Source organism: Pseudomonas sp. NFX98 (genome assembly GCF_047784845.1).
Lineage (GTDB): Bacteria > Pseudomonadota > Gammaproteobacteria > Pseudomonadales > Pseudomonadaceae > Aquipseudomonas.
Genome location: NZ_JBLNNF010000027.1, coordinates 24,499 through 37,104 on the forward strand (window position 1 = coordinate 24,499; position 12,606 = coordinate 37,104).

13 protein-coding genes and 1 pseudogene are annotated in these 12,606 nt (G+C 58.8%); 5 read left to right on the plus strand and 9 right to left on the minus strand.

The window, feature by feature from the left end; all coding sequences use genetic code 11:
* Positions 1 to 5 precede the first annotated feature (5 nt).
* The 7 genes and pseudogenes from ACM110_RS27675 to ACM110_RS27705 all read right to left on the minus strand — a co-directional run bounded on the left by ACM110_RS27675 (position 6) and on the right by ACM110_RS27705 (position 6,198).
* Entirely contained in the window at positions 6 to 1,250 is a 1,245-nt protein-coding gene (locus ACM110_RS27675) for an FAD-dependent oxidoreductase (RefSeq protein ID WP_416130311.1), read from the minus strand.
* Positions 1,239 to 1,403, minus strand: a pseudogene (locus ACM110_RS27680) (rubredoxin); the annotation flags it as partial. The gene ACM110_RS27675 and the pseudogene ACM110_RS27680, both read right to left, overlap by 12 nt.
* Before the next feature lie 5 nt (positions 1,404 to 1,408).
* Positions 1,409 to 2,854, minus strand: a complete 1,446-nt coding sequence (locus ACM110_RS27685; RefSeq protein ID WP_416130262.1) for an aldehyde dehydrogenase family protein — start codon at positions 2,852 to 2,854, stop codon at positions 1,409 to 1,411.
* 11 nt (positions 2,855 to 2,865) lie between these two features.
* The gene (locus ACM110_RS27690; protein ID WP_416130263.1) at positions 2,866 to 4,053 is read right to left on the minus strand and encodes an aromatic ring-hydroxylating oxygenase subunit alpha; all 1,188 of its coding nucleotides are present in this window, start codon (positions 4,051 to 4,053) and stop codon (positions 2,866 to 2,868) included.
* A gap of 244 nt (positions 4,054 to 4,297) precedes the next feature.
* Positions 4,298 to 5,209, minus strand: coding sequence for a LysR substrate-binding domain-containing protein (locus tag ACM110_RS27695; RefSeq protein ID WP_416130264.1), 912 nt, complete (start codon positions 5,207 to 5,209; stop codon positions 4,298 to 4,300).
* 152 nt (positions 5,210 to 5,361) lie between these two features.
* Positions 5,362 to 5,682: a DMT family transporter gene (locus ACM110_RS27700; protein WP_416130265.1), complete on the minus strand. Its 321-nt coding sequence runs from the start codon at positions 5,680 to 5,682 to the stop codon at positions 5,362 to 5,364.
* Positions 5,683 to 5,742: 60 nt separating this feature from the next.
* Complete coding sequence (locus ACM110_RS27705) at positions 5,743 to 6,198, minus strand: carboxymuconolactone decarboxylase family protein (protein ID WP_416130266.1); 456 nt, start codon at positions 6,196 to 6,198, stop codon at positions 5,743 to 5,745.
* A 208-nt stretch (positions 6,199 to 6,406) separates the two neighbouring features.
* Here ACM110_RS27705 and ACM110_RS27710 point away from each other — a divergent pair, with 208 nt between their 5' ends.
* The 3 genes from ACM110_RS27710 to ACM110_RS27720 are packed head-to-tail and all read left to right on the plus strand — an operon-like array spanning position 6,407 to position 9,181.
* On the plus strand, positions 6,407 to 7,825 hold the full coding sequence (locus ACM110_RS27710) for a PLP-dependent aminotransferase family protein (RefSeq protein WP_416130267.1): 1,419 nt from the start codon (positions 6,407 to 6,409) through the stop codon (positions 7,823 to 7,825).
* 8 nt (positions 7,826 to 7,833) lie between these two features.
* Entirely contained in the window at positions 7,834 to 8,559 is a 726-nt protein-coding gene (locus ACM110_RS27715; RefSeq protein WP_416130268.1) for an FMN-dependent NADH-azoreductase, read from the plus strand.
* Positions 8,560 to 8,581: 22 nt separating this feature from the next.
* Positions 8,582 to 9,181, plus strand: a complete 600-nt coding sequence (locus ACM110_RS27720; protein ID WP_416130269.1) for a TIGR00730 family Rossman fold protein — start codon at positions 8,582 to 8,584, stop codon at positions 9,179 to 9,181.
* A gap of 65 nt (positions 9,182 to 9,246) precedes the next feature.
* Here the strand turns inward: ACM110_RS27720 and ACM110_RS27725 are convergent, their stop codons facing one another.
* Together ACM110_RS27725 and ACM110_RS27730 are read right to left on the minus strand one after the other, a co-directional pair.
* Positions 9,247 to 9,894: a hypothetical protein gene (locus tag ACM110_RS27725; RefSeq protein WP_416130270.1), complete on the minus strand. Its 648-nt coding sequence runs from the start codon at positions 9,892 to 9,894 to the stop codon at positions 9,247 to 9,249.
* 717 nt (positions 9,895 to 10,611) lie between these two features.
* Positions 10,612 to 11,028 carry an organic hydroperoxide resistance protein gene (locus ACM110_RS27730; RefSeq protein WP_338581615.1) on the minus strand — a complete coding sequence of 139 codons (417 nt, stop codon included), beginning with the start codon at positions 11,026 to 11,028 and terminating at the stop codon, positions 10,612 to 10,614.
* A gap of 304 nt (positions 11,029 to 11,332) precedes the next feature.
* Between ACM110_RS27730 and ACM110_RS27735 the strand changes: the two genes are divergently transcribed.
* Complete coding sequence (locus tag ACM110_RS27735) at positions 11,333 to 11,917, plus strand: hypothetical protein (RefSeq protein ID WP_416130271.1); 585 nt, start codon at positions 11,333 to 11,335, stop codon at positions 11,915 to 11,917.
* 62 nt (positions 11,918 to 11,979) lie between these two features.
* The gene (locus tag ACM110_RS27740) at positions 11,980 to 12,570 is read left to right on the plus strand and encodes a DUF2238 domain-containing protein (RefSeq protein ID WP_416130272.1); all 591 of its coding nucleotides are present in this window, start codon (positions 11,980 to 11,982) and stop codon (positions 12,568 to 12,570) included.
* Positions 12,571 to 12,606: the final 36 nt, after the last annotated feature.

Here is a 12,606-nt window from a genome sequence, read left to right on the forward strand (position 1 = left end):
GAGCCTCAGGCAACCGCCTGCTGGGAATGCTGACAGGACTGCAGCAATGCGCTGCGTTGCGTTTGCGCTTGACGACCAAGCAGGACAAAACCATTGAGCTGGCCCGTGGTGTCGTAGAACCCGGCACTCAAGCCATCGTCGGTCGGCGTGCAGCGCCATTCACCTTCGCCGGCGCTAGCGGGTGCCAACAGACACAGCGGCACCGCTGGCGTCTTCACCGTCACCGGCATCAACGGGTAATCGACAGCCGTGGGTTGTCCGAGCAATGTCTTGCTCAACGCCTGAATGCCTTGATTGATCGGCGCCAGATACGGCAACAGTTGTCCATTGACCTCGATGCAGTCACCCAAGGCGTAGATGCCCGGTACAGAGGTTTGCAACTGAGCGTTCACCTGAATGCCCCGCCCAACCACTACGCCAGCGCTCTCTGCCAGGCTCAGGTCGGGACGCAGACCCACGGCAGACAACACCAGATCGGCCTCGATGGTCTGGCCATTGGCGAGTTTCAAGCGATAACCCTGAGCGGTGGAGTCGATGGCCTCCAGCGTATTTTGCAGATGCCACGTCACCCCCAATTCACTCAGAGCGTTTTGCAGCACCTGCCCCGCCTCGGCAGGCAACAGTCGCTCCATCGGCCAACGACCCAGACCGATGACATCGACGCTGAAACCGTTGTGGGCCAGGTCATTGGCAAATTCGCAACCAATCAGGCCATCCCCCAGGATCGCGACGCGCCGCACACCGGTCAGACGCTCACGGAACCCGTGATAATCCTGCAGGTTATTGACGCTGATCAGCGCTGAAGTGTCGCCCTGAATCGGCAAGCGAATCGGCTGTGCACCGCTGGCAAGCACCAACTGGCCATAGTCCATTTCGCCGAAACTGGTACGCAAGCGCCGCGCCGAACTGTCGATGCCCAGCACTTTGCAGTGCGGATACACGCGGATGTTCAAGCGCTGCTCGATCGCCAGCGGTGATTCGCCGGACAATGCCTCGGCGCTTTTGCCCTGGGACAGTCCGATCGACAGCGCGGGTTTCGAATACAGGTGACCGGACTCTTGCGTCAGCACACGGATCTCGACCTTCGGGTCTGCCTTGCGCAACGCCTGGGCCAGGCCGTAACCGGCATAACCACTGCCGATGATGACAATCGGCTGGCGCGGTGCCGTAGCAATGACAGGCGCAGCGACCGCTACCGGAGGCGTGCTGACGGCTGTCACCGCCTGCGTGTATTCACTGATATCGAGCATTTCGAAATCAGCCTTGCCGACGTGGCATTCCGGGCAGATCCAGTCTTCGGGAACATCTTCCCAGCGCGTGCCGGCGAGGATGCCATCCTCGGGCCAACCCAGCGCCTCGTCGTAAATCAGGCCGCAAACGATGCAAAGCCAAGTCTTGAACATGGTGTTCACTCCCCAGCAATCCGGATCGCTACGTTTTTGGTGCGCACGTAGCTGTACAAGGCTTCCTGACCCTTTTCCCGACCGAAGCCCGACAACCCGACACCGCCAAACGGCGTTTCGATGCCACCGGCGTACCATTCGTTGACGAACACCTGGCCGGATTTCAACTGACGTGTGCAACGCATGGCGCGGCTGATGTCCTGGGTGAACACCCCGGCGACGAGGCCAAATTCGGTGCCGTTGGCGATGGCAATGGCTTGTTCTTCGGTGTCGAATGGCATGATCGCCAGCACCGGGCCGAACACCTCTTCCTGGGCGATGCACATCTCTGGGGTGACGTCGCGGAACACCGTCGGACGCATGAAGTGCCCGGCACGATCAGCGAAGGCTTCACCGCCGGTAACCGCCACGGCGCCGTCTTCGATGGCTCGTCGGCACAAGGCTTCGATGCCCGTCAGTTGCCCGGCGCTGACGACCGGCGTGAGGTCGGCATTGTCCTGACCCAGTCCAACACTCAGCCCTTCGGCCATGGCCACGACGGCCTCGACCACTTCTTCATAAATCTCGCGCTGCACCAGCAGCCGCGACATCGCCGAACAGACCTGGCCGGCATTGAAGAAAATCCCCGACTGAACGCTGGCCAGCAGTTGCTCACGATCAGCATCGGCAAAAGCAATTGCCGCCGACTTGCCACCCAACTCCATCACACTCGGAATCGCATGCTGCGCGGCATCGCGCAAAATCGACTGACCCGTCGGTACGGAGCCGGTGAACACGATCTGATCGACAGCACGGTGGCTGACCAGATACGCACCGACTTCGCGACCACGGCCACAAATCAGGTTGACCGCGCCATCGGGCAAGCCAGCCTTGGCGATGGCGCGGATCAGAACGCACATGCCCAGCGGGGACAGCTCGGGGGATTTGATCAACACCGCGTTGCCGGCTGCCAGTGCCGGTGCCAGCGAACGGGCGCAGATCGACACCGGGAAATTCCACGGCACGATCTGGGCCGAAACGCCCATCGGGTCGTACAGGGTGAAGTCCATGTAACCGTTGCCCAGCGGAATCGAGGTGCCCTCGATCTTGTCCGCCATGCCGGCGTAATACTCGAAGTAGCGCGCCGCCTCGATGAACTCGTCCTTGGCATCGCTCAGGCGCTTGCCGTTTTCCTGGCATAGCACCCAGGCGCCTTCGTCCGCCACCGCACGGATTTCTTCGGCGATGCGCAGCAACCAGGTGACTCGCTGCGCCGGGCGCACGCGGGTCAACTCGCCGCTGTCGGCGCAGCGACGCGCCGCCAGCAATGCACGCTCGGCATCGGCCACGGTGGCCTGGGCGATGGTCGCCAGCGGTTCGGCGGTGCCGGGGTTGTTCACCGTCAGGCGCTGGACGCTGTCGCTCCATTGCCCGTCGATGTAGTTGAGCCAGTGAGAGGCTATCGGATACATGGGACCTCTCCTCAGGCAGACGGCGTGATGGCGAGCAACTGACGTGCAGCCCACTGGTGGAAGAAGTGCGTCGGGATGTCCATTTCCGGCGAGAACGCGCCGCCCTTGTAGCCTGGGGAATGACGACCCTTCTGCATGCCTTCCACGGAGCTGATGTCTTCGGCGAACACCACTTTCCAGGACTCCAGAATCGCATCGCGGCAAGCGCTGAATTCTTCGCTGCTCGCGGCTTCATCACCGACATAGAACAGGCGCAGGTGCTCGATGGTACGGCCCGGTGCAACCGGCTCCAGTTGCATGGCGAAGGCATGGTCAGCCTGGATGCCAAGCAGAACGTTCGGGAAAAACGCGACGTATTCGGCGTTGCGCAAGCGGTCCAGCGGCCAGCCCGGGAATTTCGGCAGGTGCGTACCGGCGACGTCCGACAGGTTGTAGGCGTAGCTGCCCTGACCGGCGAAGTGTTCGTCAAAAATGATGTTGTAGTGATCTTCCAGACGCGAGTACGAATTCAGGCTTGGGTGTACCCACGGCAAGTGGTAGGCCTCGCAGTAGTTCTCGACGGCCAGTTTCCAGTTGCAGTTGATGTCCAGCGTGGTCGCGTCATGGCCCGGACGACGGCGCATCAGGCTCATGCCGTCGTCACCGAGGAACTGGGTCCAGCGTTTGGTCAATGGCGCCAGCATGTCTTCGAGCGGCTGCGCATCGCCGGACAGGTTGATGAACACCATGTCCATCCAGATCGCGCTGCGGATGGCTTTCAAGCCATGCTTTTCACAGGCGAAGCGGTCGTCTTTGTGTTGATCGATGCCGCCAACGTGAGGCGTGCCACGCAAGCCACCGTTGAGGTCGTAGGTCCAGGAGTGGTACGGGCAGCGAATCACGCCCTGCACTTCGCCGGCCTCTTCCACCAGTTTCATGCCGCGGTGGCTGCAGACGTTATGGAACACTTGCACCAGGCCTTCGCGGTTGCGCATCAACAGCAACGGCAGGCCCATGAAATCGATTGGCTTGACCGAGCCGGCCTTGCCCAGATCGCTGGCGAAGCCGACGCAGGCCCAGGTTTTACCCATGACCTGATCGCGTTCGAGTTCGAAGTAACGTTGCTCGGTGTAGAACTCGTTGCTCAGGCCGGTGGCTTCATGGATCGGATTGAGGACGGTTTCAAGGTGATGCACTGGAATTTGTTGGAGGGTGGTCATTATTGTTTTCCCCTGCTGGGCACGGTTTGGATGATCGGCGGGCACATTGGCCCGGGTCCGCTGGCGGCAAGTTTGGGAAAACAGGGAGTGTCTCGACAAACGATATTTCGGGAGGGATTAATGACTTTTGATCATGAATATGACAGCACCGTGGTTCCCCTGTAGGAGCTGCCGCAGGCTGCGATCTTTTGATTTTGCTTTTTAACAAAACAAAAGATCGCAGCCTCGTTGCACTCGACAGCTCCTACAGGGGCGGTGTCGGAAGTTGATTCATCAACCAGCTGCGAAAGCGTTTGACGCTCTGGCGCATGCCGCCACGGAACAACGGCTCAAGCAAACAAAACTGCGCATCGGTTCTCAACACGGTATCGAGCGGACGGATCAGCGCGCCGCTCTGCAGGTGGTCATCGACAAGATTGGACCAGGCCAGCGCAATACCCTGCCCGCTGATGGCCGACTGGATCAGCATCGAGTAGCTGTTGATATTGATCCGGCGTTTTGGCTCGACATTCTTCAGGCCCTGGCTCTGGAACCACTCCGACCAGCCAATCCAGTCGCGTTGCGGGTCATCGAGAAACAGCCAGGTGCAGGCTGCCAGGTCCTCGGGCTTGTTCAAGGCTGGATACTTGGCAAGGTAAGCGGGGCTGCAAACCGGATAAACCTCTTCGGAAAACAACGGCGTGACCTGCATGTCGCGGGGCGGTGTCTTGCAGTAATACAACGCCAGGTCGCAATCGAGGCGGGAGAAATCCTTGACCTGATCATGGGCGATGATCCGCAGGTCGATCTCTTCGTTCTCCCGTTGAAACTCGGTCACTTTCGGCAACAGCCACAGCGAAGCCATCGCGGTACTGGTGGCGACCGTCACCTGCTCGGCGCCCTGCCAATGACGAATCTCGCCAGTGGCTTGCGCGACTTGCATCAACGACGCACGCACCGTTTCGTAGTACTGACTGGCCGCCGGGCTGAGATGAATCGTGCGGGTGGTGCGTTCGAACAGCACCTTGCCCAGATAATCTTCAAGCAGCCGAACCTGTCGACTGATTGCACCTTGCGTCACGTTCAACTCTTGCGCAGCCAGCGTGAAACTCAAATGACGTGCCGCCGCTTCAAACGCGACCAGACTGTTGAGTGGCGGTAATGGGTGGATTTTCATACAAGGCCGGTCACGTCGTTATTGTGGTTTTATCGCGGCATATTAGCCCCTGTTGCAGGAGGTGGACAGCGGGGTTCCGGACCGACACGGATTACCTGTAGGAGCAAGCCCGCTCCCACAATGGATTTCCAGAGGAACGCTGAGGTTCAGCCTCAATTTCCCGAGACCAGCTTGAGTCCAATCACGCCTGCCAGGATCACCACGATACAGAGTATCCGCGGCAGCGACGTTGAGTCGCCCAGCAAGGCCATGCCGACAATCGCCGTCCCCGCCGCGCCGATGCCGGTCCACACCGCGTAGGCCGTGCCCACCGGCAACGTGCGCAGCGACAGTGACAGCAGAATGACGCTCGACAGGCCGGTGACCACGGTCAAGACGCCGGGGACCAGTCGAGTGAAACCTTCGGAGCCCTTCATGTAGAAGGCGAAAGCGATTTCCAGAATGCCAGCGATACCCAGCAGTGCCCAGGCCATATGTCATTGCTCCTTTGAAAGGACTCGCCGGGCCTCGAAGCCCGGCGAGAGAGAGTGGGATCAGGCTTTTTCGGCGGCTGCCGGTTTCGAGCGGAATGCCACGCCAAGTCGGTTGAAAGCGTTCATCAAGCTGATGGCGTAAGTGAGATCCGCCAGTTCCTTTTCGCTGAACTCAGCGGCAGCGGCCTCATAGACGGCATCGGGAACGCCAGTTTCGGCTACGCGAGTGACACTTTCCGCCCAGGCCAGCGCAATGCGTTCACGCGGGGTGAAGACATTCCCGGCGTCGTGCCACACCGGCACCAGCACCAGTTTTTCTGTCGCGACACCGAGGTTGAGCAGGTCGCGAGAATGCATGTCGATGCAAAACGCACAGCCATTGATGAGCGAGACCCGCAGGTAAACCAGGTCGATCAACTCGGTGGGCAAACCGCTCTTGAGCAGATAGCCGTACACATTGCCGAAGGCCTTATAACCTTCAGGAGAAGCGCTGGAGTAGTTGATACGTTGAGTCATGATGAATCCTCGGGTTTGCTGTTTGGAGGACTGCATCGTGGGGCAGCTTGGCCTATGCTTGAAGAGCCATGTTTTGGTTAGTGTCATGGGCCATGTTTGTGCCGTCATGGCCCAGTCGAACAAGCGATTCATGGACCTTTGAAGCAGGTCATGAGACTTGTAGGATTATTGTTTAAGTCGGCGACGCTGTTGCCTTCAGAGCCAGAGCATGAGCAAAACCGTCAATAGCTTTTCACCCCTCGACCCCGGCTCCACGGAACCGATCTACAGGCAGATCTACTGGCGGTTTCGCGGTGCGATCACCGACGGTGTACTCGCGCCGGGCGAACGCATTCCCGCGGCCCGGGCGCTGGCAAAAGAGCTGGGGCTAGCGCGGGGAACCGTCGATACCGCGTACTCGTTGCTGACCGCCGAAGGTTACCTTCAGTCTCGCGGCCAGGCCGGCACGGTGGTAGCGGCAGGGCTCAATATCGGGACAATCCACAGCCGAGAAGAGCGCGCCTTGAGTCCAGCCTCCAGCGCCTCGCTCCGGCAAAAGTCGCCGGTCCTGCCCTTTCAGATGGCTTTGCCCGCGCTGGACGAATTTCCGCGCAAAATCTGGGCGCAGATCGGTGCTCGCTGCGTGCGTGCAACGGGGGTTGCGGAGATGGCCAACCCCTCGGCGCATGGCCTGGAATCCCTGCGCAGTGCGATTGCCAGCTACCTGCAAGTGGCGCGCGGCATCAGTTGCCAGCCTTCGCAGGTATTCGTCACTTCGGGCTACCGAAACACCCTGACGCTGATCGTGCACGCCTTGCTGCAACCGGGCGACCGCGTGCTCGTCGAGAACCCCGGTTACTCCCCTACCCGCCAGGTGCTGGAATATTTGCAGATCGGCGTGCAACCCGTTGCGGTGGACCAGGACGGCATGCAAGTCGCGCAAGCCGTGAACGACTCATCCGGCGCGCGCGCCGCCGTGGTCACGCCGGCCCATCAGAGCCCGTTGTGCATGTCGCTGTCGTTGCCGCGACGCTTGCAGCTGTTGGAGTGGGCGAGTCGGGAGCAAGCGTGGATCATCGAGGACGACTACGACGGCGAGTACCGCTACGTCAGCCGTCCACTGCCGGCGCTCAAGAGTCTGGATCGCGAGGGTCGTGTGCTTTACGCCGGCACCTTCAGCAAAGTGCTGTTTCCCGGCATCCGCATTGCGTATCTGGTGGTGCCGTCGGCGCAGGTCGAACGCTTCGAACAAGTCGCCCAGACCTTCCTCGGCGGTGTCCCGGAACTGACCCAGGCCATCGTTGCGACCTTTGTCAGCGAGGGCCATTTCGCCCGGCATATCCAACGCATGCGCAAACTCTACGGCGAACGCCGGGTAGCGGCAGTCAAAGGCCTGAGCAATGCCTTGGGTGAACACATCCACATCGATGCCCAACCCGGTGGCATGCACCTGATCCTGCGATTGACCCGGCCACAATCAGACCGTGCGCTGGTCGAGCGTCTGCTGCAAGCTGGGATCTACGCCGAAGCCTTGAGCGAGTGTTGCATCGGTCCCGTAACCCATTGCGGGCTGATGCTCGGCTTCGCCAACATCGACTCGCAAGCCAGTGCCGAACGGCTTGGGCAAAAAATCCTGACGCTGCTCTGACCCAGCACATGGCCCACACACGCAACCAATTCTTGGCTCTTTGTCACTGGTCCAAGCGACGACATCATGCAGATCCTGTCTCCACACATGTCGAAGGGCCCATGAAAATACTGCGCGTGATCTGCAGCCCGCGAGGGACATCCTCCGAGAGTTATCGACTCTCGCAATCCCTCATCAATCACCTGATCGACAGCCGCCCCGGCAGCGACTTCATCATTACCGAGCGCGGCGTCACGGGGCTTGCGCATATCGACGCCGACTACGCCGAAGCCGTGAGCAAACGGCGCGACCCGTCCAACCCGGCAATCGCCACAGGCGCGCTGCTGCAATCCGAACAATTGATTCGCGAACTGGAAAGCGCCGACTGCGTGGTGATCGCCACGCCCATGCATAACCTGATGGTGCCCTCGGCGCTGAAGGCCTGGCTCGACCATGTGATCCAGGCCGACCGGACCTTTCGTATCACTTCTGAAGGCAAGGTCGGCGCCCTGCGCGACCGGCCGGTGTTTATCGCTGTCGCTTCTGGCGGCACCTTTACCGGCGTCAATGCCCAGCAACCGGACTTTTTGCGGCCCTGGCTGAAAGCCGTGCTGGCGAGTATCGGCTTGCTCGATGTGAGGTTTTTTTCGGTGGAAGGCACCGGTCAAAAACCGGATGTTGTGAATACCATCCGGGCAAAAGCCGAGCGGGAAACTGCCTTGTATTTTTCCAGCCTTGCAGCAGTGCCTGCCTGAATCGAACCCCAGGAACAATTCCATGACTACCGCTTCTCCCCTGCGCAGCATTGCCGTGTTTTCCGGCTCCAACTACGGCTTCAACCCGGCCTATGTCGAAGGCGCCCGCGCCTTGGGCCGGGAAATCGCCAGGCGTGGTTTGCGTTTGGTGTATGGCGGCACAGACAAAGGCTTGATGGGCGTGATGGCCGACACCGTGCTCGCCGAGGGCGGTGAAGTGGTTGGCATCATCACTCGCCTGTTGTGCGACCTCGGGCACCTGCACCCAGGACTGACCCGACATGAAGTGACGCCCGACATGCGCACCCGCAAGACCCGCATGAGCGAGTGCGCGGACGCGTTCATTGCCCTGCCCGGTGGCCTGGGAACCTTTGAAGAATTGTTTGAAGTGGCGACGCTGACGCAGCTGGGCGAACACCAAAAAGGCGTCGCGTGCCTTAACATCGGCGGTTTTTTCGAGCCGGTGCGCAGCCTGCTCAATCATGCGGTGAGTGAAGGTTTCATGAAGACTGAACACAGCGAGATGCTGGTGTTCGATACCGATCCGGCAGCGCTGATCGATGCGCTAGAACGGTGGCAGGCACCGACCGTGACGAAATGGATCGCCCCTCCCCTGATTTGAACGCTTTCAGGTCCTGGCGATGTTGCTCCCAAAATCTGTCGCCAGGACCTTTTTTTACATCAGCATCAATGCGCGCCGGCGTTTACCCATTGCGGTGCGATGAGGCTGTTCTGGCGCTTGGCGCGCTGAGTCAATGCCAGCATCGTCAAGAAGCCCAACACGATCAGTACCGGGTACGCCATCAGCAGTTCGGAGAGAGAGTATTTCCAGGCCAGTGGTCGACCAACACCGAGCATGGCGGCATACATCCAGGACACCGCCGACAGCGAGCCACAAAACAGAGCCAACATGCGGGCACTGAAACCGAGTTCGAGCAAGGAGCCAGCCTTCTGCAAGGCCGGCAATACCAGGTGATGCAGCAAAACGCCGTTGTAGGTCAGCAGCACGACAATGATCACCTTGGCGTGAAGCTTCGGATTCATGAAGTATTCCGTGCCTTTGCCCAGGTAATCGATACCGATGATGGCGGTGCCTGTCACCCATAGACAGATCAATGCCAGGACCACAGACCGCTGCAGGCTTTCCATGTGCGCATGATCATGTGCAGTGAATGCCTTGCGTTTCAATAAATCCCTGACCATTGCAATATCACTGGTCAACACTAAACCAATCGCCACGCAACAGGCGACCAAATGCACGTAAACAACACCCAGCCGTAAAAACTCCATGAATTCTTTATGTTCGATCAGGCTCATAATTGTATTTATCGCCACGGGATTCTCTCCACCTTATTCGACAGTACAGATCGGCCAATCAACAGGGTATTTATTAAAACAGCCCCGAACGACCTTGCTCATACAAGAAAATCAAACCCAGGGTTTATTATTTGAAGCCCTATTGGTCCGATTAGGAAATTGATGACAGCTTAGTTACCACCTCTTGAATTTCAGGTAAAAAATCCCCATTTGCATTCACTGCAATTGAGGTTCGGGTTCCACTTCTTTTTGCGATTACAGCAGCAGGCCAAGGATGACATGCTGCAGGATCTGAGGCCTGCAGCCACGGAATGTTCATTTTTTAGCCAGACCACCGACAAGCGGTCGCTGGCTGGAGAGCCGCCAACCTCGACATTTGGCCATTAACTTCCTCGTCAAGGCCCGGTCCAACTGAGCTGCTGTAGTTACATGACCTCCGGTATTGTCAATTGGATCCACTAGTTGCTGCACAAGCAAAAAAACATGATCAATAGCGATCACATGTCATTTATGCCCTCACAACTAAAACAGTCAGACTATTCATCATGCTCGAGCTTGACCGGACAGAGCCCGAGAAGAGAAAAATTCGCGCGCACTCTTAGTTAATCATTAGATATCAAGTGAGAAAGTTTAAGCCAAAGAGCGTCTGACACTCTTGGTCGTTATCTTTGTAAGTATCAGGTCTTGGCGACGCTGCTTCCGGGAAATCGTTCGCCAAGACCTTTTCATTTCAGTTCAGACCAACTTCAAGGTGACGTTGATATTGTTGCGAGTGGCTTTGGAGTACGGGCAGTACTTGTGGCCGGTGTCGACCAGCTTCTGTGCGGTTTCGCGATCCAGTCCCGGCAGACTCACATTCAGCCGCGCCTGCAAAAGGTAGCCACCTTCATTGGTGCCCAGATCGACTTCGGTATCGACAGCCACATCCTTGGGCAGCGCCACCTTCATCTCCTTGGCCGCAACGCCCATCGCGCCGATGAAACAGGCAGACCAGCCGGCGGCGAACAATTGCTCCGGATTGGTGCCTCCGCCGCCAGCGCCAGGGGACGACAGTTTGACATCGAGAATGCCGTCATCGCTTTTGGATGCGCCGTCCCGGCCACCCGTGGTGTGGGTTTTGGCGGTGTACAGAACTTTGTCGAGCTGGGTCATGATGATCTCCTGATTGAATTGAGGTTTATGCCATTTCAGGTGAATCAGAAAGCGGCCTTCAGGCCGGATACCAGTCATTCAATATAGACGGCGCAGCTCAACAAGCTGCCTGATCCGACAAAGGCCATGTCTTGCGCTTCCATGGATCTGCGCCAGCCGACAGCGGTCGTGCAAAAGGTGACGCAGTTCGCCTTGTGCACTTTTGCGCATCACGATCCCGTTTGGCGAACTAAGCTCAATCCACGGCGGGCAAAGTACTCGCCGGTTCAAACAAAAAGGCCGATAAAAACAAGGACATTCAACCTTGAATATTTCAACCATGTGCTTCCTGGGGAGCTTGATGGTTTCGGCCGGGGCTTTTGCCAATGGAGTTATTCCTGTACTTGAACTGGACTTCACCCGGTCAGCCACGGAAACCCTGAAAAAAAGCGGGATCAACGACGCCTGTATTATCGTCGCCGCCAACCCTGCTGGTTTTACCTATTGCCGGGAAGGTTCGGCAACCCTCTGGAAGTATCAGGCACTGGACCTGGAGCAACAGGAGACGTACCTCAAGAGTTCCTCGCTGGCGTCGATGAATCAGGGTCGCATCAGCATCGCCGAAATCGACAGCCCAGCCTGCGCCGAAGAACTCCCCCCGCCCTTGATTGACCCGGTCATCCTGCGCGCGTCAGCCATCGGCCTGATCGTCCTGTTCATCTTATTGGGGCTGCGCTTCACCTACCGGGCAACCATGGACGGCTTCTTTACCCGTACCGTGTATTCAGGCACGCATTTGCAGCGCTCGACCGGTTCCCTGCACACCAGCCGTGCGACAACCAAAGCCTTGGGCGCTTTTACCCTCGCCGCTGCCGTGGCCTTCCTTTACTTTGGTTACACCACGCTTTGAACAGGCCGGCCGCCGCTGAACAGACTCTCGCAACAGCGGCCTCGCCGAAACAGGCGGCGGTCATGCTGGCAGCGGCGGTTGCGACGGTGATTGCGTCCGGCATTGCACCAACGGATCCCGTCGACTGGCTGCTGGAAAATGTGGTGCCCATTATCGTCATCCTCGGTTTGACGGCTGGCCTGCGACATCGGCGCCTGTCCTGGCAGGCTTATCTGGCGGTCCTGCTGCTGCTCGGTATCCACGAACTCGGCGCGCACTTCACTTATGCCAAGGTGCCTTATGAGCAATGGGCTCGCGCCCTCACCGATCACTCGCTGAACGACGCGCTGGGCTGGAAGCGCAACCAATATGATCGGCTGGTGCACTTCAGCTATGGCCTGCTCGTGGTGATCCCGTTGCGGGAAATGCTCTGTCGGCAGACACCCTTGCGCGGCGGCTGGTTGGCGTTCCTGGCGTTGAGTTTGGTGCTCGCGTCCTCGGCTCTGTACGAATTGGTCGAATGGATCGGCGGCGAATACCTGGGCGATGATCAGGCCGAGGCCTTTGTGGCCACCCAAAAGGATATCTGGGACGCGCAGAAAGACATGGCCCTGGCGTTTCTCGGCGCACTCATCTGCCTGGCATTGCGCGTGATTTTGAGGTTCGGCCGCTGACCGACCGATCAGCAGAACAACGGCAAAAATCTCGAA

Bases quoted from the DNA above. Each gene is read 5' to 3' on its own strand.
- ACM110_RS27675 (WP_416130311.1), bottom strand. From the start codon at position 1,250: ATGCTCGATATCAGTGAATACACGCAGGCGGTGACAGCCGTCAGCACG.
- ACM110_RS27685 (WP_416130262.1), bottom strand. From the start codon at position 2,854: ATGTATCCGATAGCCTCTCACTGGCTCAACTACATCGACGGGCAATGG.
- ACM110_RS27690 (WP_416130263.1), bottom strand. From the start codon at position 4,053: ATGACCACCCTCCAACAAATTCCAGTGCATCACCTTGAAACCGTCCTC.
- ACM110_RS27695 (WP_416130264.1), bottom strand. From the start codon at position 5,209: ATGAAAATCCACCCATTACCGCCACTCAACAGTCTGGTCGCGTTTGAA.
- ACM110_RS27700 (WP_416130265.1), bottom strand. From the start codon at position 5,682: ATGGCCTGGGCACTGCTGGGTATCGCTGGCATTCTGGAAATCGCTTTC.
- ACM110_RS27705 (WP_416130266.1), bottom strand. From the start codon at position 6,198: ATGACTCAACGTATCAACTACTCCAGCGCTTCTCCTGAAGGTTATAAG.
- ACM110_RS27710 (WP_416130267.1), top strand. From the start codon at position 6,407: ATGAGCAAAACCGTCAATAGCTTTTCACCCCTCGACCCCGGCTCCACG.
- ACM110_RS27715 (WP_416130268.1), top strand. From the start codon at position 7,834: ATGGCCCACACACGCAACCAATTCTTGGCTCTTTGTCACTGGTCCAAG.
- ACM110_RS27720 (WP_416130269.1), top strand. From the start codon at position 8,582: ATGACTACCGCTTCTCCCCTGCGCAGCATTGCCGTGTTTTCCGGCTCC.
- ACM110_RS27730 (WP_338581615.1), bottom strand. From the start codon at position 11,028: ATGACCCAGCTCGACAAAGTTCTGTACACCGCCAAAACCCACACCACG.
- ACM110_RS27740 (WP_416130272.1), top strand. From the start codon at position 11,980: ATGCTGGCAGCGGCGGTTGCGACGGTGATTGCGTCCGGCATTGCACCA.